Below are 25,988 nucleotides of genomic sequence, written 5' to 3' on the forward strand. Positions count from 1 at the left end.
CATGGCAGATCAGACCCTGGGGCTGTAGTGCATCGGGTTATCTCGCTGCTCGAGCGGGGGCAGGTTGCGCGCCGGTGTGTGGACCAGTGGTGCATCGGCGGGGATTCGGCCGTCAGCTCGATCCCATCCCGCGCGAGCACGTGGCTGATACCGGTATCGCCACGGCACCAGACGGAAGACGGCGTTGACGGTGCGGCCGACAACGTTGTGAATTTTCTGATCGCGACTGGTCCACGAGTAGCCGAGTAGGTCTCGAACCGGTTGGTCGTACATTCCGACCGTCAGCCACACGAATCCGCGGGCGAGGGGGATTCGGGCGAGCCGCCACAACGGATCGGGTAGCCACGTCATGTACGGGGGCTTGCCGAGTCCCGACAGGTCGAGGACGTCGCGGGTCGCCTTGTTGTCTTCGAGTACGTTGCGGCACATGTGGTCCCAGTACTCCTGAAATGCTTCCCAGGTCTCGGGAACAGGGCGCATGCTCATCCCGTACAGGCGGTACCACTGAATGTGCTCGGTGAAGAGCTGACGTTTCTGGGCCTCGGTCAAGCCACCGGAGAAGTTCTCGGCAGTGACGATGGTGCCCATGAAGAACGTTGCGTGCGCCCAATAGAAAGTATCGGGATCGAGTGCGTGATACCGACGCCCCAACTTGTCGACGCCCTTGATTCGTGTGAGATAGCCGCGGACTTCTTCGGCTGTCTGCTGCGCGCGATCGCCGTCGAAGACCACGCCTGCAATGGGATAAAGCGAGCGGTACAGCCGTTCCCACCGCTCGTCGAAGAATTGTGAATGCTCCTCGACTCCGGCGCCGAGGCCGGGGTGCATGTTCTGCATCGAACCGGCCCAGACGCCTTGCAGCATCCCGCGCCAGTCGCCGAAATACTTCCACGTCAGGGAATCCGGACCGAGGGGAACCGGGGTGCTGCTGTCGTCAAGTTGACTACGCATGTTGTCAGATTAGGATCGACAACAGCGGTAGTCAAGGATCGAATACCGGGTGCATTGAAGATCAAGTGTCGGCGAAGTGGGGAAGTTGTGAGCATCGAAGAACGCAGGGCCACTCGAAAGGCGACGTTGTTCGACGTCGGAGTGACACTGCTCGGTGCGGTCGACGGTCCGGCCGTCAACGTGCGTGCGGTCTGCAAGGCTGCCGGTCTGACCGAGCGGTACTTCTACGAAAGCTTCACCGATCGCGATCAGTACGTTGTCGCGGTCCACACGTTTGTCGCCGAGCGCGCGCAGTCGGCGCTTGCGTCGGCAGTGGAGTCGGAGACGACATCCGAGGCCGTCGCCACCGCTGCGGTCGACGCTTTCGTCAAGCTGATGGTCGACGATCCGGCGATGGGGAGAGTGCTCCTGATCGCCCCGCTCTCGGAACCCGTTCTGAGCGGCCGCGGTATCGAATCGATGCCGGCGTTCGTCGACCTGGTGTACGACCAGTTGTCCGAGATCGCTGATCCCGTGGACAAGCAACTGGTGGCAGTCGGACTGGTCGGGGCGTTGTTCACACTGTTCATCGGTTATCTGGACGGCACGATCGTCGTGGACCGTGATCGATTTGTCCGCCACTGCGTCAGGCTGCTGATCAACGCTAACCAGGCGTGAAGGGCTGGCAGGCCGGGCAGAAGAAGATATTTCGCTCGGTGAGCTGATCCGGTCCGAGGGTGTCTTCTCTGATGCGAGTTCCGCAACGGCGGCATGGTTTTCCGCGTCTGCCGTACACCCATGTCTGCCTACCGGGGCGGGTGTCGCCGGTGGTGACCCGGATGCGACGTGACTTGTTGACGTTGATGGTGCGAAAAGACAGATCCACTATCGCGTCGAGATTCCCCGCGAGATGTGTCGGCGTTTTCGGGTGAATACCTCGTAGGAAGCAGATCTCGTTTCGGTACACGTTGCCCAGTCCGGCCATCACCCGCTGATCCAGGAGCGCGATTCCGATCGGTACGGAGTCGGCGGCCCGTAGATTTCGGGCGGCCACGGAACTGTCCCAATCGGTCCCGAGCAGATCCGGTCCGAGATGTCCGACGGCCTCCTGTTCCTGCCCGAGTTCGAGGATCTCGGTGATTCCCAGTGAAAAGCCAACTGCTACAGAGTCTTCGGTGGCCAAGATGATGCGCGCTTGATGGGCGGGTCGGCGCCAGCGCTCGCCGGGGCGATAAATCTGCCACTGACCTTCCATCTTCAGATGCGTGTGAATGGACGCATCGCCCACTCGGATCAGGAGATGTTTTCCGCGGCTGGCGACGGAATCCACGCGATGGCCCGACAGATCAACCGTGGCGTAACGAGGAACGCGGACGTCGCAGGTGGTGAGTACCTTCTCGGCCAGGGCAGCGCGCAGTTCATTGGCGGCCCGCCACACGGTATCGCCCTCAGGCATGGTCGCCGCACCCACACTTCAGGATCTCAACTTCCACGATCTCAATCATCATGACCTCAATCATCATGACCCCAATCCTCATGACCGCAACCGGAATCCGCGAGGGGTGGCCGCGAAGCCGGCTTCGACCAGGACCGGAGCAAAATCGTTGCCGTGGATGGTCTCTCCGTCGACCTTCTCCACTACCAACTTGTCGATGGCGCGAGAAGTCACCTTCTGAGCAAGTGACAGTGCTGCCAGGCGCAACGTTCCGCCGTCGTCGGTGAATGTCAGGATCGTGCGACCGCCGCGCTCGACGAACAGAACCAACTCACCCTCCACCAGAACTACCAATGCGCCGGCTTTTCGCCCGGGTCGGTGTCCTGGTGACTCTTCGCCCCCCGACGCCGGCCACGGCAGCGCCGCGCCGTACGGGTTTGCCGGATCGCACGCCGCGAGAGTGACTGCAGCCGAGGAGGTGTGGCGCCCCTCGATGGAATCACCGAACGTCCGCAAGCGGTCCACCACGGGAGGCGTCGAGAATTGAGCGCCGCCCAGGGTGTCCACGAAGTATCCGCGTCGAGCGCGCCCGTTGTCCTCGAACGTGCTCAGTACCTTGTAGATCAACGCGAAACCGCCCGGCACGTTCTCGCTCATCACCGAACCGCGGGTGACGACGCCGTATCGTTCGAGCAGCAGATCAGCCGTGGCGTGCGCCCGGATAGTGGGGTCAGGTTCGATACCTGGCAGCTGGAACCACCGACCGGAGGCGGTTGCCGGTCCCGTGCGCGCGGGCGTGGAAGCGCGGGCCATTCCGCGGTACGGACGGGCCCGCGGAACACGGCGAGGTGATCGGTGACTGGTTGTTGTTCTGGTGGTGTCGGAGAGAAGTGCGCGCAGCGGCGCAACGGTGTCGTTACCGATGTGTCCGAGCCACACCAACTCCCACAGTGCCGTTGTCACCGCACTGTCGACCGTGTCCGCAGCCGACTCCGTAGTTCGCAACGCGTCGACCAACTGGCGGAAGAAGTAGGCACCGCCGCCGGACAGCAGGTCGAGGATGCGCTTCTGCAATTCCGAGACGTCGGTGTCGGCGGGTGAATTGAGCGTGATCGGTGCCAGGTCGGCGGGGTGCAGCACTACCCACCCGTCCTTGCCCGAGATAGCTCCCGATCCGGACCACAGGACTTCACCCGTCGACGTGAGTTCGTCCAACATCGCGGGAGAGTAGTCGGCAACTCGGCTCGGCAGGATCAACGATTCGAGAGCGGACGCCGGAATCGGAACGCCGGCAAGTTGATCGACCACCGTTGCAACACCGTCGATTCCTCGCAGCGTGCCGCCCACGTGCTGCCAACTGGGAAGGAATCGCCCGAGGGTCGCGGTGCTGACCGGCTCGACCTCCTGCCGTGCCGCGGCGAGCGAGCGACGCCGCAAGCGACGCAGGACCTCGGCGTCGCACCATTCGCTCCCGGTTGCAGACGGGCGGAATTCACCTTCCAGGACCCGCTTTTCGAGCGCGAGCCGACCGAGAACGTCACGCGCGACTGATACTCCGAGACCGAAGCGTGCAGCCGCGTCGGCGAGAGTGAAGGGACCGTGGGTGCGGGCGTACCGGCTCAAGAGGTCGTCGAGTGGTTGATCGACCGGCTCGATGAACGCGGCCGGAACGCCGATGGGTAGGGGAACGCCGAGTCCATCGCGAAGCCGCGCTGCATCTTCGACGACGGTCCACCAGCTCTCGCCCGTATACGAGACGTGGAGGGCGCGTTTGTCCGTAACCAACTTCTCGAGCCATGAGACCGGGTCCTCGAGACAGCGTTCGGTGACTTCTTCGGTGGTCAGCGGGCCGAGCATGCGGAGGAGGTCGGCAACACCCTCGAGGTCTTTGGCCTTTCGGTCAGGGACGAGCCGTTGCAGTTCACGTTCGGCCTGCTCGATCACTCCGGCGTCGAGGAGCTCGCGCAGTTCGACGCGGCCGAGGAGTTCGGCCAACAGCGTGGAGTCCAAGGACAAAGCGGCGGCGCGTCGCTCGGCGAGGGGGCTGTCGCCCTCGTACATGAACGCACCCACGTAGTTGAACAGGAGCGCACTGGCGAACGGAGACGGAGAGGCCGTCTCCACCTCGACGATTCGAATCTGCCTTTTCTCGATCTTGCCGAACAATTCCTTCAGTGCAGGCAGGTCGTAAACGTCCTGCAAGCACTCGCGTACGGTCTCGAGCAGGATCGGGAAGGTCGGGAACTTGCGGGCGACGTCCAGCAGTTGCGCCGACCGCTGACGCTGCTGCCACAGTGGTGCACGTTTTCCGGGATTGCGGCGGGGGAGAAGCAGTGCGCGGGCGGCACATTCGCGGAATCGGGAAGCGAAGAGCGCGGAGCCGCCCACCTCTTGGGTGACCAGATCTTCGATGTCCTCGACGTCGAAGGTGAACAGTTCGGCGCCGGGAGGTTCGTTCTCGGTGTCGGGGAGACGGATGATGATGCCGTCGTCGGAGGCCGTCGGACTGGAATCGACGCCGTATCGTTCCTGCAGGCGCGCCCCGATGGCGAGGGCCCACGGTGCGTGAACCCGTTGGCCGTACGGGGAATGCAGCACCAGACGCCAGTCGCCGAGTTCGTCGCGGAAGCGTTCGACCACCAGGGTTCGATCCGACGGCACCTGCCCGGTGGCATTTTTCTGCTCACCGACGAGTTGGATCAGATTGGTTGTGGCGTTGTGATCGAGCCCGCCCACGCGACAACGCTCGACGACGTCGGCTTCGTTACCCAGCGCGGTCTCTCGAACGAATTGTCCCAACGCCTGTCCGAGTTCGGCGGGGCGACCGAGTCCGTCGCCGTGCCAGAAGGGCAAACGACCCGGCATGCCGTAGGCGGGGCTGACCAGAACCCGATCGAAGGTGATCTCCTCGATCCGCCAACTGGTGGCGCCGAGCGCAAAGACGTCGCCGACCCGGGATTCGTAGACCATTTCCTCGTCGAGTTCGCCGACGCGGGACGCTTTCTCGCCAACCATGTAGACGGTGAAGAGGCCGCGGTCGGGGATTGCGCCGCCGGAAGTGACGGCCAAACGCTGCGAACCCGGGCGGCCCGTGAGCGTGTTGGACTCACGATCCCAGACAAGGCGAGGACGTAATTCGGCGAACTCGTCCGAGGGGTACCGCCCCGCCAGCAAGTCCAGAGTCGATTCGTACGCCGAACGGGGAAGCGTTGCAAAGGAACCGCTTCGGCGCACCGTCTCGAACCAGTCGTCGACGTCGATCGGTTCGAGAGCGGTGGCCGCAACAGTTTGCTGAGCGAGGATGTCGAGGGGATTGGCCGGAACGGCCATCGCTTCGATCTTGCCTTCGACCATGCGCTCGACGGTCACCGCGCAATGAATCAGGTCGGTGCGATGCTTGGGGAAGACGACGCCTCGCGATATCTCGCCGACCTGGTGGCCGGCGCGACCGACACGTTGCAGGCCGCTGGCAACAGAAGGCGGTGCCTCCACCTGGATGACCAAGTCGACGGCGCCCATGTCGATTCCGAGTTCGAGGCTGCTGGTGGCGACGACGCATCGCAATCGACCCGATTTGAGGTCGTCTTCGATGAGGGCTCGCTGGTCTTTGCTGACCGATCCGTGGTGGGCGCGAGCAAGGAGGGGTTCGGCGCCGTAGTTGACCTCGGTGGGAGCCCCGATCTGCGCGGGCGGGCGAGATGTTTTCTCGACGGCCAGACCGATGCGTTCTGCATGAATCTCGTTGAGCCTGGCTGTCAATCGTTCGGCGAGGCGGCGAGAGTTGGCGAACACGATGGACGATCGGTGGTCGAGAACGAGGTCGACGATCTGTTCCTCGACGTGGGGCCAGATCGAACCGGCTTGCGGGGTGGGAGATTCGGAACCGTCGTCCGGCGTCGCGATCCCCAGTTCGGTCATGTCCTCGACGGGAACACGGACCGTGAGGTCGAATGTCTTGGCGGCAGGCGGTGCCACGATTCGGATCGGTGCCGAACCGGCGAGGAACCGCCCGATCTCCTCGTGCGGACGGACAGTGGCCGACAATCCGATGCGTTGCGCCGGACGCTCGAGCAAGCCGTCCAGGCGTTCCAGTGAGAGCGCAAGGTGCGAGCCACGCTTGGTACCCGCCACCGCGTGAACCTCGTCGACGATCACGGTGTCGACACCGACCAGTGTTTCCCGGGCAGCGGAGGTGAGCATCAGGAACAACGACTCAGGCGTGGTGATCAGGATGTCCGGAGGACGTTTGATCAACGAGCGTCGATCGGCCTGGGACGTATCGCCGGAACGGACACCGACGGTGATCTCGGGCGGGGTGAGGCCCAGACGCTTCGCCGTCTGCGTGATGCCGACCAGCGGCGCGCGAAGGTTCCGCTCGACGTCCACACCCAGCGCTTTGAGCGGCGAAATGTAGAGGACTTTGGTGGCGCGTTCGCCTTCGTCCTTGGCGGCGAGTTGATCGAGCGCCCACAGGAACGCCGACAATGTCTTGCCGGAGCCGGTGGGTGCGACGACAAGAGTGTGAGAGCCACTCGCGATGGATTCCCAGGCACCGAGCTGCGCAGCAGTCGGCGCGCTGAAAGCCCCGCCGAACCACTCGCGTGTGGCGGGCGAGAACCTACCGAGGACGTTGGTCACGACCACCATATTGCCCCTTCCCACCGACAGCGTGTTCGTGCCTGCAGCCGAAGTGCAGAGCATACTATTTGCCCTGTTATAGCGATTCTCTTGTTATCGAGAAGGCGAGTGCCTGATGGAAGCAGTCAAGATTGTCCTCGAGCTGGCGGTAGTGCTCGGGGCGATTGTCATGGGTACCAGATCGAGCGGTGTCGCTCTCGGTCTGTGGGGCGGCGCAGGTGTTGCCGTCCTCGTGTTCGTCTTCGGAGAGGACGTCGGCAGTCCGCCGGTCGACGCTCTCCTCATCGTCCTGTCCGTCGTCCTCGCGTCGTCGATGATGCAGGCGGCCGGTGGTATCGACTGGATGGTCACCATCGCGGCCAAGTTGATCGAATCTCGCCCGAAACAGATCACGCTGATCGCGCCGTTGGTGTCATTCCTGTTCTCGGTCGGTGCCGGCACGTCCAACATCCTCTACCCACTGCTCCCCGTCATCTACGACGTCTCGTACAAGAACGGTGTGCGGCCGTCACGACCGCTGTCGCTGTCAGTTGTCTCGACCGGTGTGGCGCTGGCGTGTAGTCCGGTGTCCGCGGCAATGGCGGCAATGGTCACGCTGACCGACGTGCCGCCCTACGATTTCGAACTCATCGACATCATCAAGATCACCTTCCCGGCTGCTGTTGTCGGCATCGTCCTTTCCTCCATCGCGGTCAACCGACTCGGCAAAGATCTCGACGACGACCCGGAGATACAGGCGAAGATGAAGTCGGGCGAATTGGCCGGACCTGGTGCAGCTTCCAAGACCGAACTCGTCTCGACGAAGACCGGACGAAACGCGGCACTGATCTTCCTGGCCGGCGTCCTGGCTATCGTGATCTTCGGCCTGTTCAAGGGGATTCGTCCCGAAGCTGCCGACGGTACTCCGATGGGGATGACACCGATCATCGAAATGCTGATGTTCGTCGTGGGTACGTTGATCCTGCTGGTGTGCCGCCCGAATGTCGCCGACGTGCCGTCGTCGACGGTGTTCCGTGCCGGTATGGTCTCGGCCATCGCGCTGTTCGGTCTGGCATGGCTGACGGACACGTTCATCAGCGCCCATTCCGAGCTGATCACGAGCACCGTCGGCGACTGGGTCAACGCCGCGCCGTGGATCTTCGCGCTCGGTGTCTTCCTGGTCTGTGTACTGACGACCAGTCAGTCGACCGCTACGAGGACCATCGTGCCGATCGGTCTCGCTGCCGGGATTGCACCCGGTCTGGTGAGCGGAATGTGGGCCGGAGCGTTTGCCGGCGTCTATCTGTTGCCGACAAACGGTTCGCAGATCGCGGCTGCGAACTTCGACCTCTCGGGCAGCACGAAGCTCGGTTCCAAGCTCGTCGACCACTCGTTCTTCCTGCCGACCATCATCTTGGCCGTCACGACGATTGCGGCCGGCGCGTTGTTCGGAGTGGTGCTCGGTTGAGTATTGCGGCTGAGTCAGCCCTGAGTAACAGCGCTGAGTCAGCTGTTGCGGTAGTGGTCCCAGCTCGCCTTGCACGCGTGGGCGAGTTGGTCCACCCGCTCGGCATCGGGTGTCGGCCAGTCGACGCCGGGTTCCATGATGTAGGCGGCCAGTTCGTCTCCCAGTAGGAATTCTCGTTTGAATTCGGCCTGAACCGCGCTCAACGTGATCCCGGCTTCGGCGGCGCGGGCGCTCAATTCGGCGAATCTCGCTCCGGCTCGGATGATTTCGAAACTGCCGAGGTACGGCTGATTGAGAGCGACCGCATCCGGATCGTCGACCTGAAATCCCTTGCGATGTGAGACCGCAAGTGTGCGAATGAGCTCCGGATCCATCGTCACGGGATTGTCGCCGCGTCGATTACCGTCGTGATCGCCACGATTGGAGAGTGCGACGACGTCGGGGAGTCGATCTGCTTCCGGCCGTTCGACATTGACGGCGCCGTCCCGCCGGGTGGTGTGGTTCATCGTGTCGTGGAACGACAACGTCGTGAACGATCGACCGAGTTCGAAGCTCTTCTCCACCATGGCTTCGATCAGTGTGTCGCGAGTTCTTTCGTAGACACCCAAACCGTGTTCGGCTGTCTCGGTGAAGGTCTCGGCGAGGTTCTTCCAGCCCGCGTCGTCGGTCGGCTCGAGCAGCAGGGGGTAGAACGAGAAGGTGACAGGGCGAACTGCGTCGACGCCGGTGAGGTCTGCTTTGTTGCCGGCACCGGCCTTGTCGACGCGGGCGAATGCTTCGCGCAGTGACGCTTCCAGGTTTTCGGGCTTCGCACGGTTGGGATCGCGAATCATGCGAGGGTGCGGATTCTCCACGTATACGATGCGCGAATCGATTTCGGCCCAACGGCGCACGATGGGACTGGTGGACATGTCGGTGAAGTCGAATTGCAGCCGCTGTGTGAACTCGGGTGCGAGAAAACGTGAGAGTTCTGCTGGAATCGCGGAACCCGAGTGTGGGCAACTGACAAGAAGGTCGGCGTCGGCGATGGCGTCGTCGAGACTGCGGGAGTCGCGATCGGCATAGAACGTCAGGTCCTCCGGCGTGAACACGGTTCCGGCCGGGATGAGTACTGGTTCTCCACTGGTCATGAGCCCCAGCGTAATCGAGTACAACCTTGCGTACTCAGTATCCGCTGAGTCGTTCCACGAGAGCTGTTTTGATCTCCGGGCGACCAGCCGCGACAAGAGTGAAGGTGGCTTCACGCATGAGCCGCTCGGGGGTGTTGCTGCCGACCAGAGCGCGGCTTCCGGTCGCAGCCACGAGTGCGGCCGACGCGCGTATCGCAAGTTCCGACGCTCGGGCGCGGGCGGCCGACATGTCGCCGCCGTCGCGCAGTGCTGCATCGAGATCGGCGCGCGCCCGGGTGGCTTGTTCCTCGAACGCGTCGGTGTCGACTCCCAGATCCGCAAGTTCGGTGACAGCGCGGCGGGTGATGCCCATGGCCATCGCGCCGTTGAGCCACAAGCCGGGGAGCTGGGTGCTCTGGAATTGTTCGTCGCTGACGACAGCACAGACGTCGGTATCGGGAATTTCGAAAGCGTCGAACACGATTCGGACGGTGTTGCTTCCGCGCGCCGCGATCAGTGGAAGCTCCTCGATCGTCAGACCCGGGGCCTCGCCCACCGGTACGACGGAATGAACGATGGAATTGTCGAACTCGTCGCGCGCCGACACCAAGAGAACATCGACGATGCCCCAACCGGTGACGAAGGGGGCGATCCCGTCGAGGACGTAGCCGTCGTTCACCCGCTTCGCCCACAGGAGCGGTGGGCGGGGGATGGCGCCGGCATAGGCAACCCCACCGCGAATCGTGCCGGAAACCAGACCGTCCCAGTATTGTTCGCGCAGAGGTGCATTGGGACTCGCCGCCAGGGCTCCGACGACGCCGTGATGCTGCATCCAGGTGAACGTCGTCGCGAGGCAACCGCCGCACAAGGTTTCGAGGACCTCGACCAGTTCTTCGCTGCTGGGGCCACCCTCACCGAGGGCGGCGATGCCGTAGAAGCCGTCGGCGGCGAGCGCGTCGAAATGGCTGCTGGGGATTTCTCCGTCGGCGTCGACGCTGTCGGCGACGGGAAACAGAACGGTATCGGCGATTTCGCGCGCAAGTTCCGGCCACATGGTCACGCTGTCAGGGTAAGCCGTGAGCGGGGGGTTGTGGTGTGGAACCTCAGCCGCGCATCTAGAACGAGGGCGGCGAACTCACGATGAGGAACCTCGCGACCGCATCGGTGCGATTGAACCACCGGTGCGGGATGGTCGAGGTGTAGAGGAGGGTGTCGCCTACGTGAAGAACGTGATGCTCGTCCAGTCCCACCTCGACCTCGACAGATCCTTCGAGAACATGAATGAACTCTTCGCCGGCGTGCTCGGTGTGCTCACCTGCCTCGGAATGAGGTGCTGCCGTGATCTCGTTGGGTTCCATGGTCCGTGAGCCGGTGGAGCAGAATCGAATCACCGAATCGTGTGCCAGTTCGAAGGTTCGCCCCTCGCCGGCGCGGACGAGGCTGGACGGAGTTCGCTCACCCTGTGCCAAGAGTGCGTGCGCCGTGGTGCCGAGCGATTGCGCGAGGCGATGAAGGTTCATGACACTGGGTACTGCGTGGCCGTTTTCGGTCTGGCTCAGGAAGGGCTGGGACAAGCCCGACTTCACGGCAACCTCGCGCAACGTCAGTCCGGCTTCTTTTCGCGCCGTCCGCACGGCAGCCCCGATTGCGGTCGCTATCGCCTTCTGGTCGTCGTCCATGTGCCGAAGATAGCAGTGCTCTGGTGAAAGTTTTGATTACACAGACGAAACAAATTCGACCACGGTAAGAAATTATCGACGTGCTGAATAGTCCCGTACACGAAACACTTCCAGCTTCGGACGGAGATCGGCGCATGGCCATCCATCCTGTCGACCAGCGGCTCCCATTTGCCCGCCAGTCTGCTTTTGCTCTTCAGCACGTCCTCATCATGTACACCGGCTGCATCACGGTTCCGCTGGTTTTCGGTGCCGCCGTAGGGCTGGACCGCAGCACAGTCGCGATGCTGATCAGCGCGGACTTGCTCGTTGCAGGCATCATCACGATCATTCAGAGCCTGGGCGTCGGGAAGGTCGCCGGTGTCCGGCTGCCGATCGTCTGCGGGGCGACCTTCGCCGGGCTGACGCCGATGATTCTGATCGCCAAGGAGTACGGCCTGCAGGCGGTGTACGGGTCCATGCTGGTCGGTGGCGTAGTCGGCATTGCCTTGGCCGTGCCGTTCGCCAAGATCGTCCGATACTTCCCACCCCTGGTTACCGGCGTCGTCCTCACAGTCATCGGCATCTCGTTGATCGGTGTCGCAGGAGGACTGATCGTCGGAAACGACCCCACCTCCCCGTCGTTCGCCGACCCGAAGAATCTGGCGCTGGCTGCCGCAGTCGTTGTGGTCGCGGTGGCCTTCATCTGCCTCGGCCGCGGGATGTGGACGCAGCTCGGTGTACTGATGGCGCTGGTGATCGGCACCGTGATCGCCATCCCGATGGGCCTGATCGATCTGAGTGGCGTCGGCGGCTCGGCCTGGGTGGGCTTCCCGATGCCGTTCCACTTCGGCGCTCCGGAGTTTCCCGTCACCGCCGTGGTGGCGATGAGTATCGTCATGGCAGTCGTCTTCGCAGAATCGACGGCGAGCATGCTGGCAGTCAGCGAGATCACCGGAAAGCCTTTGAAGAAAGCAGATCTCGCACGAGGGCTGGTGGCCGACGGGATGTCGGGAGTTCTGGGCGGAATCTTCAATGCCTTTGTCGACACCGTTTTCTCGCAGAATGTCGGCGCCGTTGCCACGACCCGGGTGTACAGCCGGTACGTGACCGCTACCAGCGGTGCCATTCTGATCGTCCTCGGCCTCATCCCGCGAATGGGTGAAGTGGTTGCAGCCCTGCCTGATCCGGTGGTCGGCGGTGTCGGAATCATCTTGTTCTCCACTGTCGCCGTGGTCGGAATCAACACGCTGCGCAAGGTCGATCTCAGTGACCCGATCAACACCACGATCGCCGCTGTATCGGTGGGGATCGGTATTCTTCCGGAATTTGCGGAGGGGATGTTCGAGCGATTCCCCTCCTCGGCTCAGATCCTCCTCGGTAGCGGCATCACCTTGGCTGCGGCCTCGGCCTTTTCGCTCAATCTGCTGTTCAATCACACCCGACTCGGTGAACTCGCGAGGCGATCGCGAGAGAGCCTCCATGCCACTGCAAAATCTGAACCCGCCACCAGCTCTGCAGGAGACGCCAGTGTCACAGTCCCAGTCTGATCCCTTCGAAGTGCCCGTAGTCGACATATCGCCTTACGTGCTCGGTGGTGCCGACCAGGACAAGGCGCGAGTGGCGGCCGAAGTCGACCATGCTTGTCGGACTGTAGGTTTCATGCAGATTCGGGGCCACGGTGTTCCGGCCGCCGTTTCTTCCGGCCTCGCCGAAGCGATGGACGACTTCTTCGGGCTGCCGATGGAGACGAAGTCGGGCTACCGAATCGAGGGCGCGAATCGTGGGTACAGCCCACCCAAGAGCGAGTCGCTGAGCCTGAGCCTCGGCGTCGAATCCGCGACCAGAATGAACGACTTTTTCGAGGCCTTCAACGTCGGAACCGAAGCCCGATCATTCACCGAACTCGAACTGTCGGAGGACGATTACGGAATCAACCTGTGGCCCGCAGTGTCCGGTTTCACGGAGCGGGTGGAGAATTACTACGCCCATGGCGAGCGGGTGGCACGCACACTGACCGCCATTTTCGAAGATGCGCTCGGGCTGACCCCAGGATTCTTCGAGTCGATCACCGACCACTCCATCGACGTACTGCGGATGAACAACTACGCGTTACCCGAAGGGACGGTGACGTTGGACGGTGAGTTGAAGGGGATGGGTGAACATACCGATTTCGGGCTGGTCACCGTGCTGTGGGCGGATCAGGTCGAAGGTTTGCAAGTGCTCGGGACCGACCGACGCTGGCACGATGTCTGGCCGCACGACGGCGCGCTACTGGTCAACCTCGGGGATCTCACCGCGCGACTGACCAACGACAGGTGGATGTCCACGCTGCACCGAGTTGCGCCTCCGGTGGTGAACGGCACCATCAAGCGCCGGCGATCGGCGGCCTTCTTCCATGACGGAAACGTCGACGCGGTGATTGCGACCTTGCCGAGTTTTCAGGACGACTCCGGCTTGGAGTACGAACCCATTACCGTTCGCGATCACATCAAGGCCAAATTGGCCGGGTCGAGGCAGGGGAAGTCCAACGCCGCCGCAGGTCGTGAGGCGGCTCGGGTACTTTCGGCTGCAGAGCTCGAGGTCAAGCAGTGAGTGCACGGAACATCGTCCTGATCCACGGAGCGTGGGCCGGCGGGTGGGTCTGGGATCGTGTGTGTGGCCCACTGAAATCAGCCGGCTTCAATCCCGTTGTGGTGGAGCTTCCCGGCTCGGGAAGTTGGAACCCAGACGACGTGATCGATCTCGATGTCGTTGCCGAACATGTTGTGGCAGTTGTCGAGTCCTTGGACGGACAGTGCGCCCTCGTCGGTCACTCCGGCGGTGGCATCGTGGCCTCACAGGTGGCTGAGTTGCTGCCTTCGCGGGTAACGGGTCTTGTGTACGTTGCAGGGATGATGCTTCCATCGCAGACGGACTTCGGGATGCTCTGCATCGAACTCGGTCTGGAAAGTCCGGTCGGGATCTCACGTTGGTTGGTCCCCGCCGACGACGGGGATGCGACGGCTGTTCCGCCCGAAGCCGGTGCCGCTGTGTTCTTCCACGAAGCGCCGGTGGCTGATGCGATCTTCGCCGCGCGCATGCTCGTTCCACAACTGGAGTCAGCCCGCCTGATGGCACCGGTCTGGACGGAAGAGCGATTCGGAACCGTGCCGAGGTTGTATGTCGAATGCACGCTGGATCGAACCGTGCCGATCGAGGCTCAACGCGCCATGCAGAGACTTGTCCCCGGTGCCCAGGTGGTCAGCCTGGGCACCGACCATGCACCGCAGTTGTCGGCGCTCCCGGAGTTGATCGACGCGATCACCGATTTCGCCCGGCAGGTGTTCAGCCGAACTCGACCCCTTGAGCCAGCGGAAGCTGGTCCGAGTAATTGACGGTATTGGTGGCTCGGCGCATGTATGCCTTCCACGAATCCGAACCCGACTCGCGTCCGCCGCCAGTCTCCTTCTCCCCGCCGAATGCGCCGCCGATCTCCGCACCGGACGTTCCGATGTTCACGTTCGCGATGCCGCAATCGGAGCCGTCGGCGGCGAGGAAGCGCTCTGCTTCTCGCTGATCGAGTGTGAAGATCGAGGACGAAAGTCCTTGAGGCACGCCGTTGTGCAGCGCAATGGCGTCGTCGAAGTCGGTGTAGGTCAAGACGTAGAGGATGGGTGCAAAAGTCTCCGCCCGCACCACCTCGGTCTGTGCGGGCATACGAACGAGGGCAGGTGTCACGTAGAACCCGGAATCGCCGACGCGGTCCCCGCCGCACACCACAGTTCCGCCGTCCGCGCGTGCGGCCGAGAGCGATTTCTGCATCGTCTCGAACGCGGCTTCGTTGATCAGCGGCCCGACCAGAACACCGGAATCGAAGGGACTGCCGACCTCGAGCTGTGCGTACGCGGCCGCAACGCGCTCGACGACGTGATCGGCGATCGACTCGTGCACGATGAGCCGACGAAGTGAGGTGCACCGCTGCCCCGCAGTTCCGGCGGCGGAGAACACGATTCCGCGTACGGCAAGCTCGAGATCCGCCGACGGCGTGACGACTGCGGCGTTGTTTCCACCCAGCTCCAGGAGACTTCGTCCGAAGCGCTCGGCGACCCGCGGAGCCACGGCGCGGCCCATCCTCACGGAACCGGTGGCGCTGACCAAGGCCACGAGTGGGTTGTCCACGAGAGCCTCACCGACGCCACGTCCGCCGACGACCAACTGGTGAACGTCGATCGGTGCATCACAGTCGGCGAGGGCGCGTCGGAGGAGGGCGTCACATGCCAGTGCAGTCAGCGGCGTGGTCTCCGAAGGCTTCCAGACGACGGCGTCGCCGCACACGAGAGCGATGGCGGTATTCCACGACCACACCGCGACGGGAAAGTTGAACGCGGAGATAACCCCGACAACGCCGAGAGGGTGCCACGTTTCCGTCAACCGGTGTCCGGGACGCTCGGACGGCATGGTGCGTCCGTAGAGCTGCCGGGAGAGACCGACGGCGAACTCGCAGATGTCGATCATCTCCTGTACCTCGCCGAGAGCCTCCGAGGTGACCTTCCCGGCCTCCAACGTCACGATTTCCGCGAGGTCATCCTTGTGCTCGGTCAGTAAGCTGCCCAGCCGGCGTACGACCGCGCCGCGCGCCGGAGCGGGAACGGTTCGCCAGGTGAGGAACGCACGATGAGCCGCCTCGACGGCGTCGTCGACCTCTCGGCCGGAGTGCTGCCGAACGGTACGCAGTTGTGTACCGGTGATGGGGGTTCGTGCGCTCAGGTCGCCGGCGGGCCACTCGACACCGCACGCGGCAAGGGCGCTTTCGGCGCGATCGGCGAGGCTCGAAGAATCAGGCAGGTTCACTGGGGAGTCCTCTGTTGTTGTGGGCGGGAGGCAGCACCGCACGTGACGCCTCTTGTTGTGCGCGGTACAGCTCGAACGGATCTTCGATGGTGCGGTCGACGGCGCCCTCCAATCGATCCTGCCCGTATTCGGCGCCGGGCGCATCGGAAACGAATCCGGTCACGGAATCGAGATTGGATGCGAAGATCCCGGCCGCGGAGGCAGGTAGGAAGTCCTCGTAGACGATCGGATCGCGGACGACAACAGTTCCTTCGGTTCGGAACGTGAAGTACGCCAACCCCGCGGCATCGAGTTCGCTTTCGGAGTGCGGAAATTCGCTGTCCCAATCGGCGTCCTCGGGCGTGGCGATCAGTCGGTCGTAGATCGCTCGCCCGCTGCGGGTCAACGCGATTCCGCGTGCCTCCACCTCGCCGAATCTGACGCGGACGGGCTCAGTGGTGACCGATCCGTCGTGCTGACGGAAGAGTCTGTCTTCGGCCAATGCACGAAACGACGTCTGCCGCAGAAGTAGTGGTGGTCCGCTCCATCTCGGCGGGCCTTGGATGCGGTCGATCATGGTGATACCGCGCTCGGTCATGCGGCGGTACAACTCGTCGATGTCGAGCACTCGCGGGGTGAGGTGATTGACGTGGGTCGAGCCCTGCCCCGCAATGTCTGCAGCGACAGGCGAGATTGCGGCGAGTTCGCGGTACCAGCCCGCGTCGATGGGATCGGTGCCGAGCCGAAACGCCGAGGTCGCTGCATCGACGAACTGTGTCGCCTCGGGCTCCGTCAGGCCGCCCTCGCGACTCGATTGCCGTGCCCACTGCAGAAGTTCGGGAGAGAACAGGGTCCGGCGACGCAGGAACCTGGTGATCCGACGCTCGAGGTCGGTGTCGAAGAACCTGGAATCGGAACTGGTCAGCACCGAGGTGAAAACGCGGAACGGGTTCCGGGCGAGTTCGGCGGGATCGGTGGGGCGAAATGCCGTCGAGACAACGGGAATGGGGGAGTCGGTGAGCCGGAGGTCGTAATAGCCGACCGGAAACATACCGAATCCGCCGAAGACGGTGGCTACGTCACGTAGTTCGTCGAGAGTCCCCAGTCTGATGGCGCCGTGACGCTCGGCGCTGACTCTCGCCAGGCTGCCCAGGCGCTCCGCAGAATCCGGATGTTCGGCGGCAAAATCACGGTTCACCTGCATCGTTACATCTACCAAGGTGTTGTAAGCGGGGACCTCGTCGCCATACATCTTGGCGAGGGCCGCTGCGAACCGTGCACGTAGCTCCCAGGTTTCAACCATACGAATGTCCGATTGCGTTAGCCTGCGCAGGTGCGAGAAACAGAAACCAGTGACGTTGCCGGTGTTCCGGTCGACGAAACCGATCGACTCTTGATGCGTGAATTGGTCTTGGACGGCCGTGCCACTCTCGCAAGTCTTGCTGAGAAGGCTGGACTCTCGATCTCCGCAGTCCAGTCGCGAGTGCGTCGTTTGGAATCTCGCAAGGTGATCCGTGGGTACTCCGCGAAGATCGATCCGGAGGCACTCGGTCACAATCTGTCCGCATTTGTCGCCATCACTCCTCTCGATCCCTCGCAGCCCGACGATGCGCCTGCCCGCTTGCGTCATCTGCCGGCGGTCGTCTCGTGTCACTCGGTAGCCGGGAGCGAAAGCTACGTCCTCCTGGTCCGGGTGGCGTCACCTCGGGCGTTGGAGCGATTGCTGCAGGAGATTCGTACGGCAGCCAACGTCAACACACGAAGCACCATCATCCTACAAACTTTTTACGACGAATGACGCTTGTTCAATAACTTTTACGGTCCTCTATCGACACTCCCGGAAAATTGACATAGCCTTCGCGTATGAGTACTGCGATGCGAGACTTCGGTGACAGTGCGCTCTTTCCGGTCTACGACGTGTTGAAGGCCAGCATCCTCGTCGACGGATTCGATCTGATTCTCGACGTCGAAGGGTCGCGGGGTTCCTATCTCCGTGACCTGCGAGACGGAACCGAGTATCTGGACATGTTCGGTTTCTTCGGCTCTTCGGCCCTGGGTATGAATCACCCTGCGATCACAGGCGACGAGGAGTTTCAACAGGAGTTGGCTGTTGTGGCCTCCAACAAGCCGAGTAACTCCGACATCTACACCGAACCCATGGCGCGCTTCGTTGCGGCTTTCGCTCGGGTACTGGGGGATTCGGCACTCCCACACTTGTTCTTCGTCGACGGCGGAGCCCTGGCGGTGGAAAATGCACTCAAGGTTGCCTTCGACTGGAAGAGTCGGTGGAACGAAAGCCGTGGGTTGTCAGCAGATCTGGGGACAAAGGTCCTGCACCTGACCGAGGCTTTTCACGGCCGCAGTGGCTACACGATGTCGCTCACCAACACCGAACCGGGCAAGGTCGCGCGATTCCCCAAGTTCGACTGGCCACGTATCGACTCGCCGTACCTGGCAGACGGCCGCGATGTCGAAGCTGCGGAGAGGCAAGCTCTCGATCAAGCGCGCCGAGCTTTTGCCGACAACCCCGACGACATTGCCTGTTTCATCGCCGAGCCGATCCAGGGCGAGGGCGGCGACCATCACCTCAGGCCGGAATTTCTGCAGGCGATGCAGGAGTTGTGCCACGAAAACGACGCCCTCTTCATTCTCGACGAAGTGCAGACCGGTTGCGGAATCACCGGAACTGCCTGGGCCTACCAACAATTGGGTCTGAGTCCGGATGTGGTGGCGTTCGGCAAGAAAACGCAGGTGTGCGGAATCATGGCCGGCGGGCGCGTGGATGAAGTGCATGACAACGTGTTTCACGTCAGTTCTCGGATCAATTCGACGTGGGGTGGCAACCTCACCGACATGGTTCGTGCCCGGCGGATACTCGAAGTCGTCGAGCAGGACCGACTGATCGACCGCGTGCGATTCACGGGTGCGCATCTCCTTGCCCGGTTGACCGAAGTCTGCGGGCGGTACGCGGCGGCAACCGAGCCGCGCGGTCGTGGTCTGATGTGCGCGATTACGTTGGCGGACAGTGACCTTCGCGATCGCGTCGTACAGCGACTGCGTGAAGACGAGCACGTGATGATACTGCCCACCGGGAAGAGGGGAATCAGATTCCGGCCCGCGCTGACGGTGACCACCAGTGAGCTGGACGACGCGGTCGACGCGGTCGAGCGCGTGCTCGCACGCGAGACCTAGGGCCTCTGTAGCTGTTCCCACACTCGATCCGGTGTCATCGGTGTGGAGTACATACGCACTCCACACGCGTTGGCAATCGCGTTTGCCAACGCCGGTGCTACAGGATTGAAGGGGGCCTCACTCATCGATTTCGCGCCGAAAGGCCCGAGCTTGTCGTACGTGTCGGCAAACAGTACTTCGGTGATCGGCAGATCCCCGATCTGGGGAACGTGATAATTGCGCAACTGCGGATTGATCACCCGACCTTCTTCGATGACGATCTCCTCCGACAGCGCAGCGCCGAGCGCTTGTCCCACACCGCCTTCCACCTGCCCTCGCAGTTGTGCCGGGTTCATGACGGTGCCGGCATCGGCGGCCTGAACCGACTGCAGGATCTTCACCCGGCCGGTGTTCGTGTCGACGGCAACGCGAAAACCGTGAACGTTGAACGAGACCGAGCGCGGTGTACCGTCGTGGCGACCGTCAGCGGCGAGCGGGCCACCTTCGAGTAGCGTCGCGAAATCGAGGCAACCGTGGGATGTTTCGACACCGTCCGGCGAAAGGTCGTCGATCTGCGCGCCGCGACCGCTCGATCGCACCGCACGGGTCAGTATCCGCTCGCGAAGGCGCTCGCAGGCGATCAGGAGCGCCTTTCCGGCGACCACCGTTCCCGTCGACCCGAACGCTCCGGTGTCGTATCCGCCGGCATCGGTGTCGGATTGAACAATCGTGATGCGATCGACTGTCGTCCGCAATTCGGTGGCCGCGATCTGTTGGTGAATCGTAGTGGTTCCGTTGCCGAACTCAGCGGTGCCGATGTTCACGACGTACCGACCGTCGGCCTCGAGCGCGACGGTGGTGTCGGAGAAGTGACCACGCGGCGGGATCGTCGCGATCATGGCAATTGCCATGCCCCGACCGATCCGCCAACGCGACCCAGTCGGTGCAGCCTCTCCGCGTCCGCTTGACAGTGCACTGTCGACGAGGTCGATGCACTGGTCCAGCCCGTAGCTGCCGAACTCGAGATCACCGTCCTCGACGTGCCAGTCGACAAAATCGTCTCCGGGAACGACGACGTTGCGCCGCCGAAACTCGAAGGGGTCCATGCCGAGACGATCCGCGAGCTGATCCATGGCCGACTCGACGGCGAAGATGATCTGACCGAGCCCGTAACCACGAAAGGCCCCGGAGGGAACGTTGTTCGTGTAGACCGCTTCGGCGTCGACGCGTTTGGTCGCAGCGCGATAGACCGCCATGGATTCGGCGCACCCATGGAACATGACTCCGATCGAATGGTTCCCGTACGCCCCCGCGTCGGAAAGCACGTCGATAGCGAGCGCAGTGAGAGTTCCGTCGGCGTCGGCTCCCGCACGCACCGATACTCGCATCGGATGCCGTGACGGTGCGATGGTGAACTGATCGCTGCGGCTGAACTCGTAGGCTACGGGCTTGCCGGTCTTCAAGACGGCCAGTGCGACCAGATCCTCGGTGAGTAGTTCCTGCTTCCCGCCGAAACCCCCGCCTACCCGTTTTGCGAACACCCGGATTCGGCTGCGATCGAGATCGAAGATGTGGGCCAATTCGTCCCGAACCAGAAACGGCACCTGTGTGCTGCTTCTGATGACGAGACGGCCCTCCTCGTCGAGCCACCCCACTGCGCCGTGAGTTTCCAAGGCCACGTGCTGGACTCGCGCAGTTTTCCACGTACCTTCGACGACTGCAGTCGCATCCGCGAGCGCACGGTCCAGATCGCCGACGCCATCGTGAAGCGCGGCAACCACGTTGCGGGGGGCCTCGGCGATCCGCGAGCTCTCGTCCTTGTCGCCGTGCAGGAGTGGAGCGCCGGGGGAACGCGCCAGATCTGGTTCGAATACCGCGTCGCGTACCTCGTAGTCGACTTCGATCAGCGAGAGTGCACGTTCCGCCTGCGTCGGGGTTTCGGCGATGACCGCGGCTACGCGCTGGCCGCGGAAACGGAGGGTGCTGTCGAACACGCGCGTGTCGTCCGGATCGTCGTTGCGGTCCTCGTGCCGGGCGGTCGAGAACAGCACGTCCGGACTGTCATGAAAAGTGAGGACCGCGGTGACGCCCGGCGCCGCTTCGGCTGCTGCCGTGTCTATCCGGCTTATGTGTGCGTGTGCGTGCGGACTGCCGAGTACTGCGACGTGAAGCAGGTCGACCGGCTTCTCACCCGGGGAGAAGTCCATGGTGTACTGCTCGGTTCCCGTGACGATGCGCGCGGACGCCGGTGCTGCGATCGAACGCCCTTGTGCCCCGCCTATTTTGGCAGTCTCCGTATTGGATGTACCGGCGAGAGCGTCACGAATGGACCGATAACCGGTGCAGCGGCACAGGTTACCTTTCATCGAGCACGCGAGATCGGATTTTTGCTCGACCGACAACGCTGATGCGGTGACTACCATTCCCGCTGTACAGAAACCACATTGGAATCCGCCCGCATCCACGAATGCCTGTTGAATGGGGTGAGGTTTCTCCGGTGTTCCGAGACCGGAGGCGGTGACGACGTCGCGGCCGTCGATGCGATGGGCGGGAAATATGCACGAATGGGTGGGGTGTCCGTCGACCAGCACCGAGCAGGCGCCGCAGTCTCCGGCATCGCACCCCTTCTTGACGGAGTTCGCTCCGTGCTCGCGGAGGAAAGTTCGCAGGCACTGTCCTGGGCGGGGCTGGTCGTCGCGCGGAACTCCGTCCACCGAGTACTTCATTCCAGTTCACCTCGGATTTCTTCGGCAAGAAGCTCGGTCATCGCCTTCCGCCACGGCGCAGTTCCATGGACATCGGTGAAGTAGGCGTCTTCCGGAATCCTGCTGCGCAACGCATCCGCAAGTGCTGTGGCGTCGGGGAGTTCGTCGAATTTGAGAGCGTACGGACGGCGGGTCGCGGCGGTGATCGCCAGCGTGAAACCGTCGGCGCCGCAGCGTCCGGCCACGGCTACGGCCGATCGCCCGAGTGACGTCTGAGCCAGCTTTCGCATCGCGGTACGGGCAGTCAATGCATGCACGGGAATCCGGATACTGCGGATGATCTCGCCGGACCTGAGTACGTTTCGAGAATCGTCGATAACGAAATCGACTACGGGGAACGAGTATTCGGTACCGTCCGGACGCCAGATCGTCAGTTCGGCATCGAGAGCGGTACACAGAGTCGTCATCGCTCCGGCCGGGAAGGAGAGCGCGATGTTGCCGCCGACTGTCGCGTATCGCAACACCTTCCACGATGCGAGTAGTGCGTCAGCGCAGTGTTGGAACAGCGCTGCGGCGCGCCAGGATGCGGGAAGTTCGGCGCGGCACAGTTCCTCGATGGTGCAGGTGGCCGCGATCTCGAGACCGAGATCGCCGACCGCCACAGCTTCCCAGTCGAAGCCCGCAAGGTCGACAAGGGTGGTCAGGTGCGGCTGCGGTTCCGAGTACAGCCAGGTGCCGCCACCGATGAACCCGATGCCGGGTGAGGCACAGGGGAGTTCGGCGCGGGTCCGCGGCACCAGAACTTCGTCGACGCTGTGCAGGTCCATCGCGACCTCAAGCCTTTCCGAGTAGATCGCGTTGTGCGCGTGCGACATCCGAGGCCACGACGTCCTCGTCGACGGTGGTGACTCGTCCGTCGGCAACTACGATTCGCCCGTTGACGAGCAGTAACTTCAGCGGGGGAGTCGAGCCGAGTACGAGCGCCGCCACCGGATCGGTGATGCCGGCATGCGCGACGGTGTCGAGTTTCCACACCGCCAGGTCGGCAAGTTTTCCGACCTCGATCGATCCGATTTCGCCCTCGCGGCCCAGAACTCGTGCGCCGTCGATCGTTCCCAATTCCAAGGCTTTTCGCACCGTCATCGTCTGCGGTCCGCCCTTCGCGCGAGCAAACAGAAGTGCATGACGAGACTCCTCGATCAGGCTGCAAGCTTCATTGCTCGCCGCGCCGTCCACGCCGAGCCCCACGGTGACCCCGCCGTTCACCAGATCGGCGGCACGGGCGATACCGGCTCCCAGGCGCGCGTTGGAGGTCGGGCAGTGCGCCGCCGCAGTTCCGGTTCGCGCCATCGTCTCGATACCGGCGTCGTCGAGATGGACTGCGTGGGCGTACCAGACGTCCGGGCCCACCCAGCCGACTCGTTCCATGTATTCGACCGGCGTGCAACCGAAATGCTCGCGGCAGAATCTCTCCTCGTCCAGTGTCTCGGCCAGATGCGTGTGCATACGCACGCCGTTTTCGCGGGCCAGCGTCGCGGACTCGCGGAGCAATGCCTCCGTCACCGAGAAGGGTGAGCAGGGAGCTACCGCGATCTGCAGCATCGATCCGGGATTCGGGTCGTGCCAACGGTCGATCACCGACTGCGTGCCGGTCAGGATGTCATCGAGTTTTTCCACGACGTGATCCGGTGGCAGGCCGCCGGAACTCTGGCCGAGATCCATCGACCCACGACACGGGTGGAATCGAAGGCCGACCTGCGCAGCCGCGGTGATCTCGGCCTCGAAAACGTCGCCGGCGTCGCGGGGAACGACGTAGTGGTGGTCGGTGGTGGTCGTACATCCGGTTTTCGCCAACCACGTGAGGCCGCCGGTGGCCGCCACGTGGACGGCGTCGGCGTCGATACCCGCCCAGACGGGGTACAGGGTGGTCAGCCACTCGAAAAGCGTCGAGTCCGCGGCCAGGCCTCGGGTGATCCATTGGTAGAGATGATGATGTGTGTTGACCAGACCCGGCGTGATCAGGCAACCACTCCCGTCGATCACTTGCGCACCCGGGTATTCGGGTAGCGTTCCGGCGCCGACGTCGACGATCTTGTTGCCCGAGATCACCACATATCCGTCGGAGTACTCGGAGCGGTCGCCGTCCATCGTGACCACATGAGCGCCCGCCACGACGAGTGTTGCCCCGAGAGCTGATTCGGTCACGACAACCAACCGGCGTAGGTGGTCCACGACGGTCCCGCGTCTGGTGCGTCGGATCGGCTGACCGCAGCTTGGATCAGGCCGTACGGACGATCCGCAGCGTGGAACACCTCGTTGTCGTTCTCCACTCCGAAGCGGCCGAGTGCATATTCGAAATGATGCTTGTTGGGTGCGGACAGTCGAACCTCCGCGATGATCGGGAATTCCTCGAGGATTGCCTTGCCGATGTGGAAGAGCGTCTGCTGCAGGGCAAGTGAATGTACCTGTGCGAACTGCTTGACGATCTGTGCCTTGATGCCCGCGTAGACCGATTCCCAGTCGACGTCGGTGGTGACGAATCGCCACTGGGCGACCAACGTCGTCGCCATGACGCGGTCGTCGGTCGGCTCGAGAACGGTGTACGGATCTTCGAGAAAACCCGAGAACTCACTACCGGTCGATTTGAGGATCACCAGGTCCTTCAGGCCGCCGATCACCCATGTCCCGGTATCGGCGATGGTGATCGACGCCGTCCGAACTTCCTGACCCTTCCGAATCCAGGTGTAGTCGTGCTCGCTGCCGTCGACAATCGCACGCTCCCAGGCGTATTCCTCGATCTCGATCCGCGCGCCACTGACCGGTTCGATGTCGTCGACGAAATGACGGGCGAGTTCGAGTCCGTACGTCTCGATCGAGATCAGACCCTTTTCCTTGGCGTAGGAGTAGGCCGTTTGTTTCTGCGTGTCGGTCGGCAGAACCTTTGATTGATCACCGGTGAGGTATGCGTCGGCGAAATCCCCACGCAGGCAGGTGGAGACGTTGATGTCGTGAATTTCGTGACGGGGGGTGTCTCGATAGATTCGGACTACTCGATTTTCCGCTTTGCCGTACTGGTGACCCGATAGTTCGATCGATCCGCTCAACCGTTCGGTGTTCGTACTGCCGGTTGTGATGTTGCCGGTCGTGATGTTTTCGGTAGTCACGTGTTCAGCTCCCGCGATAGGTGGAATAAGCAAAGGGCGACAGCAACAGTGGGACGTGATAGCCCCGTGCCGTGTCGTCCACCCGGAAGGTCACTGTCACTTCCGGGTAGAAGTTTTCTTGTCCGTTGGTCTCGAAATACGTTCCGGTGTCGAAAGTCAGGGTGTAGTGACCGGCGGTCAGGCCACCGGGAGCAAGTTCGGGGATGCGGCCGTCGGAGTCGGTCTCCGCAGTGGTGACGGAGGCGCCGTCTCGATCACGAAGTTCGACGCGAATCCCCGCCGCGGGGTTGCCCGTCGTCGCGTCGAGAACGTGCGTGCTGAGGGTCTTGCTCATGCTGTGCCTCCGGCGAGTGCATCGATCAGACGGGCGAGTCTGATCCGATTGATGGCGGCCAATTCGGTTCGAAGCATGGAACGCTCGGTCGCCGGGTCGTTTCGGAGACGACCTCGAAGGATGTCGAGGAGCTCCGTTCCAGATTTCCCCGACGCGCAGACCAGGTAAACATGGCCGAATGTCTCTTCGTACTCGGCGTTCTTCCGTCGAAGTTCCGCGAGTACGTCTTCTGTCGCCGACGAGACTCCCGACTGTTCACGGGTAGAGGCCGCGCTCTCGCTTCGCTCACCGATTCGTGGGTGGCCGGAGAGAGCGTCGTCGATCTCGGACTCGGGAAGCTCGGCCAGCACCGCATCTGCTTTGTCGAACAGAGCTTCCAGATCGGCGAACGGGCGAGACGAGGCGATTTCCTGTGCCCACACGGCGGAATGGCAACACTCGAGCAGCGCCGCGACTGCCTGGTGGTCACCGAGCGCATCGAAGGCTCCGAGACCACTGGAATTCGTTGTAGGCATGTCCACAGGATTACTTGAGCATGTTACGGATCTGTAGCGCAGCAATTACGGGAGATGATGTGTCTCGATCTTA

The 25,988-nt window shown here is 62.8% G+C and carries 21 protein-coding genes; 7 read left to right on the forward strand and 14 right to left on the reverse strand.

Annotated elements, in window-relative coordinates; translation table 11 throughout:
• Positions 1-9 precede the first annotated feature (9 nt).
• Positions 10-951 carry an oxygenase MpaB family protein gene (locus tag ASU23_RS26760; protein ID WP_058039069.1) on the reverse strand — a complete coding sequence of 314 codons (942 nt, stop codon included), beginning with the start codon at positions 949-951 and terminating at the stop codon, positions 10-12.
• An 87-nt stretch (positions 952-1,038) separates the two neighbouring features.
• On the opposite strand from ASU23_RS26760, the gene ASU23_RS26765 reads away from it, so the two are divergent.
• On the forward strand, positions 1,039-1,608 hold the full coding sequence (locus tag ASU23_RS26765) for a TetR/AcrR family transcriptional regulator (protein WP_007727263.1): 570 nt from the start codon (positions 1,039-1,041) through the stop codon (positions 1,606-1,608).
• On the opposite strand, the gene ASU23_RS26770 is transcribed toward ASU23_RS26765, so the two are convergent.
• Both ASU23_RS26770 and ASU23_RS26775 read right to left on the reverse strand, forming a co-directional pair.
• On the reverse strand, positions 1,595-2,386 hold the full coding sequence (locus ASU23_RS26770; RefSeq protein WP_058039070.1) for a DNA-formamidopyrimidine glycosylase family protein: 792 nt from the start codon (positions 2,384-2,386) through the stop codon (positions 1,595-1,597). The two genes, ASU23_RS26765 and ASU23_RS26770, sit on opposite strands and share 14 nt — an antisense overlap.
• Positions 2,387-2,464: 78 nt before the next feature.
• The gene (locus ASU23_RS26775; RefSeq protein ID WP_058039123.1) at positions 2,465-7,012 is read right to left on the reverse strand and encodes an ATP-dependent helicase; all 4,548 of its coding nucleotides are present in this window, start codon (positions 7,010-7,012) and stop codon (positions 2,465-2,467) included.
• Positions 7,013-7,118: 106 nt separating this feature from the next.
• On the opposite strand from ASU23_RS26775, the gene ASU23_RS26780 reads away from it, so the two are divergent.
• Complete coding sequence (locus ASU23_RS26780) at positions 7,119-8,450, forward strand: anaerobic C4-dicarboxylate transporter family protein (protein ID WP_003940851.1); 1,332 nt, start codon at positions 7,119-7,121, stop codon at positions 8,448-8,450.
• A gap of 38 nt (positions 8,451-8,488) precedes the next feature.
• Here ASU23_RS26780 and ASU23_RS26785 read toward each other — a convergent pair whose 3' ends face one another.
• The 3 genes from ASU23_RS26785 to ASU23_RS26795 are packed head-to-tail and all read right to left on the reverse strand — an operon-like array spanning position 8,489 to position 11,238.
• A complete protein-coding gene (locus ASU23_RS26785) occupies positions 8,489-9,580 on the reverse strand; it encodes an N-formylglutamate amidohydrolase (protein ID WP_058039071.1) in 1,092 nt (363 codons plus the stop codon).
• Between the two features lie 34 nt (positions 9,581-9,614).
• Complete coding sequence (locus ASU23_RS26790; RefSeq protein WP_082661482.1) at positions 9,615-10,619, reverse strand: acyl-CoA dehydrogenase family protein; 1,005 nt, start codon at positions 10,617-10,619, stop codon at positions 9,615-9,617.
• Between the two features lie 55 nt (positions 10,620-10,674).
• On the reverse strand, positions 10,675-11,238 hold the full coding sequence (locus ASU23_RS26795) for a helix-turn-helix domain-containing protein (RefSeq protein WP_007727247.1): 564 nt from the start codon (positions 11,236-11,238) through the stop codon (positions 10,675-10,677).
• A gap of 134 nt (positions 11,239-11,372) precedes the next feature.
• On the opposite strand from ASU23_RS26795, the gene ASU23_RS26800 reads away from it, so the two are divergent.
• From ASU23_RS26800 to ASU23_RS26810, 3 genes are read left to right on the forward strand one after another with little or no spacing between them, the layout of a single operon-like run.
• Positions 11,373-12,764, forward strand: coding sequence for a uracil-xanthine permease family protein (locus ASU23_RS26800; RefSeq protein WP_007727244.1), 1,392 nt, complete (start codon positions 11,373-11,375; stop codon positions 12,762-12,764).
• A complete protein-coding gene (locus ASU23_RS26805; protein ID WP_058039072.1) occupies positions 12,745-13,809 on the forward strand; it encodes an isopenicillin N synthase family oxygenase in 1,065 nt (354 codons plus the stop codon). Before ASU23_RS26800 ends, ASU23_RS26805 begins: the two co-directional genes overlap by 20 nt.
• Positions 13,806-14,591: an alpha/beta fold hydrolase gene (locus ASU23_RS26810; protein WP_058039073.1), complete on the forward strand. Its 786-nt coding sequence runs from the start codon at positions 13,806-13,808 to the stop codon at positions 14,589-14,591. Before ASU23_RS26805 ends, ASU23_RS26810 begins: the two co-directional genes overlap by 4 nt.
• Here ASU23_RS26810 and ASU23_RS26815 read toward each other — a convergent pair.
• Together ASU23_RS26815 and ASU23_RS26820 are read right to left on the reverse strand one after the other, a co-directional pair.
• Positions 14,542-16,047, reverse strand: a complete 1,506-nt coding sequence (locus tag ASU23_RS26815) for an aldehyde dehydrogenase family protein (RefSeq protein ID WP_058039074.1) — start codon at positions 16,045-16,047, stop codon at positions 14,542-14,544. The two genes, ASU23_RS26810 and ASU23_RS26815, sit on opposite strands and share 50 nt — an antisense overlap.
• Positions 16,034-17,329: a VOC family protein gene (locus tag ASU23_RS26820; protein ID WP_047271733.1), complete on the reverse strand. Its 1,296-nt coding sequence runs from the start codon at positions 17,327-17,329 to the stop codon at positions 16,034-16,036. Before ASU23_RS26820 ends, ASU23_RS26815 begins: the two co-directional genes overlap by 14 nt.
• Before the next feature lie 30 nt (positions 17,330-17,359).
• Here ASU23_RS26820 and ASU23_RS26825 point away from each other — a divergent pair, with 30 nt between their 5' ends.
• Positions 17,360-17,824: an Lrp/AsnC family transcriptional regulator gene (locus tag ASU23_RS26825; RefSeq protein ID WP_003940830.1), complete on the forward strand. Its 465-nt coding sequence runs from the start codon at positions 17,360-17,362 to the stop codon at positions 17,822-17,824.
• A gap of 65 nt (positions 17,825-17,889) precedes the next feature.
• Positions 17,890-19,218 (forward strand): L-lysine 6-transaminase, encoded by a 1,329-nt coding sequence (lat, locus tag ASU23_RS26830; RefSeq protein ID WP_058039075.1) that lies wholly within the window; start codon positions 17,890-17,892, stop codon positions 19,216-19,218.
• Here the strand turns inward: lat and ASU23_RS26835 are convergent.
• From ASU23_RS26835 to uraD, 6 genes are all read right to left on the reverse strand, one after another.
• Positions 19,215-21,923 carry a molybdopterin cofactor-binding domain-containing protein gene (locus ASU23_RS26835; protein WP_058039076.1) on the reverse strand — a complete coding sequence of 903 codons (2,709 nt, stop codon included), beginning with the start codon at positions 21,921-21,923 and terminating at the stop codon, positions 19,215-19,217. The genes lat and ASU23_RS26835 overlap by 4 nt on opposite strands.
• The gene (locus ASU23_RS26840; RefSeq protein WP_030535037.1) at positions 21,920-22,729 is read right to left on the reverse strand and encodes an FAD binding domain-containing protein; all 810 of its coding nucleotides are present in this window, start codon (positions 22,727-22,729) and stop codon (positions 21,920-21,922) included. The genes ASU23_RS26835 and ASU23_RS26840 overlap by 4 nt, the downstream gene beginning before the upstream one ends.
• Before the next feature lie 7 nt (positions 22,730-22,736).
• Complete coding sequence (locus ASU23_RS26845; protein ID WP_253741506.1) at positions 22,737-24,050, reverse strand: 8-oxoguanine deaminase; 1,314 nt, start codon at positions 24,048-24,050, stop codon at positions 22,737-22,739.
• Between the two features lie 53 nt (positions 24,051-24,103).
• Positions 24,104-25,006: a factor-independent urate hydroxylase gene (pucL, locus tag ASU23_RS26850; protein WP_030535035.1), complete on the reverse strand. Its 903-nt coding sequence runs from the start codon at positions 25,004-25,006 to the stop codon at positions 24,104-24,106.
• A 64-nt stretch (positions 25,007-25,070) separates the two neighbouring features.
• On the reverse strand, positions 25,071-25,400 hold the full coding sequence (gene uraH, locus ASU23_RS26855; protein ID WP_007727227.1) for a hydroxyisourate hydrolase: 330 nt from the start codon (positions 25,398-25,400) through the stop codon (positions 25,071-25,073).
• Positions 25,397-25,915 carry a 2-oxo-4-hydroxy-4-carboxy-5-ureidoimidazoline decarboxylase gene (uraD, locus tag ASU23_RS26860; protein WP_058039126.1) on the reverse strand — a complete coding sequence of 173 codons (519 nt, stop codon included), beginning with the start codon at positions 25,913-25,915 and terminating at the stop codon, positions 25,397-25,399. The genes uraH and uraD overlap by 4 nt, the downstream gene beginning before the upstream one ends.
• Between the last annotated feature and the right edge of the window lie 73 nt (positions 25,916-25,988).

Source organism: Rhodococcus sp. KB6 (genome assembly GCF_001445685.1).
Lineage (GTDB): Bacteria > Actinomycetota > Actinomycetes > Mycobacteriales > Mycobacteriaceae > Rhodococcus_F > Rhodococcus_F qingshengii.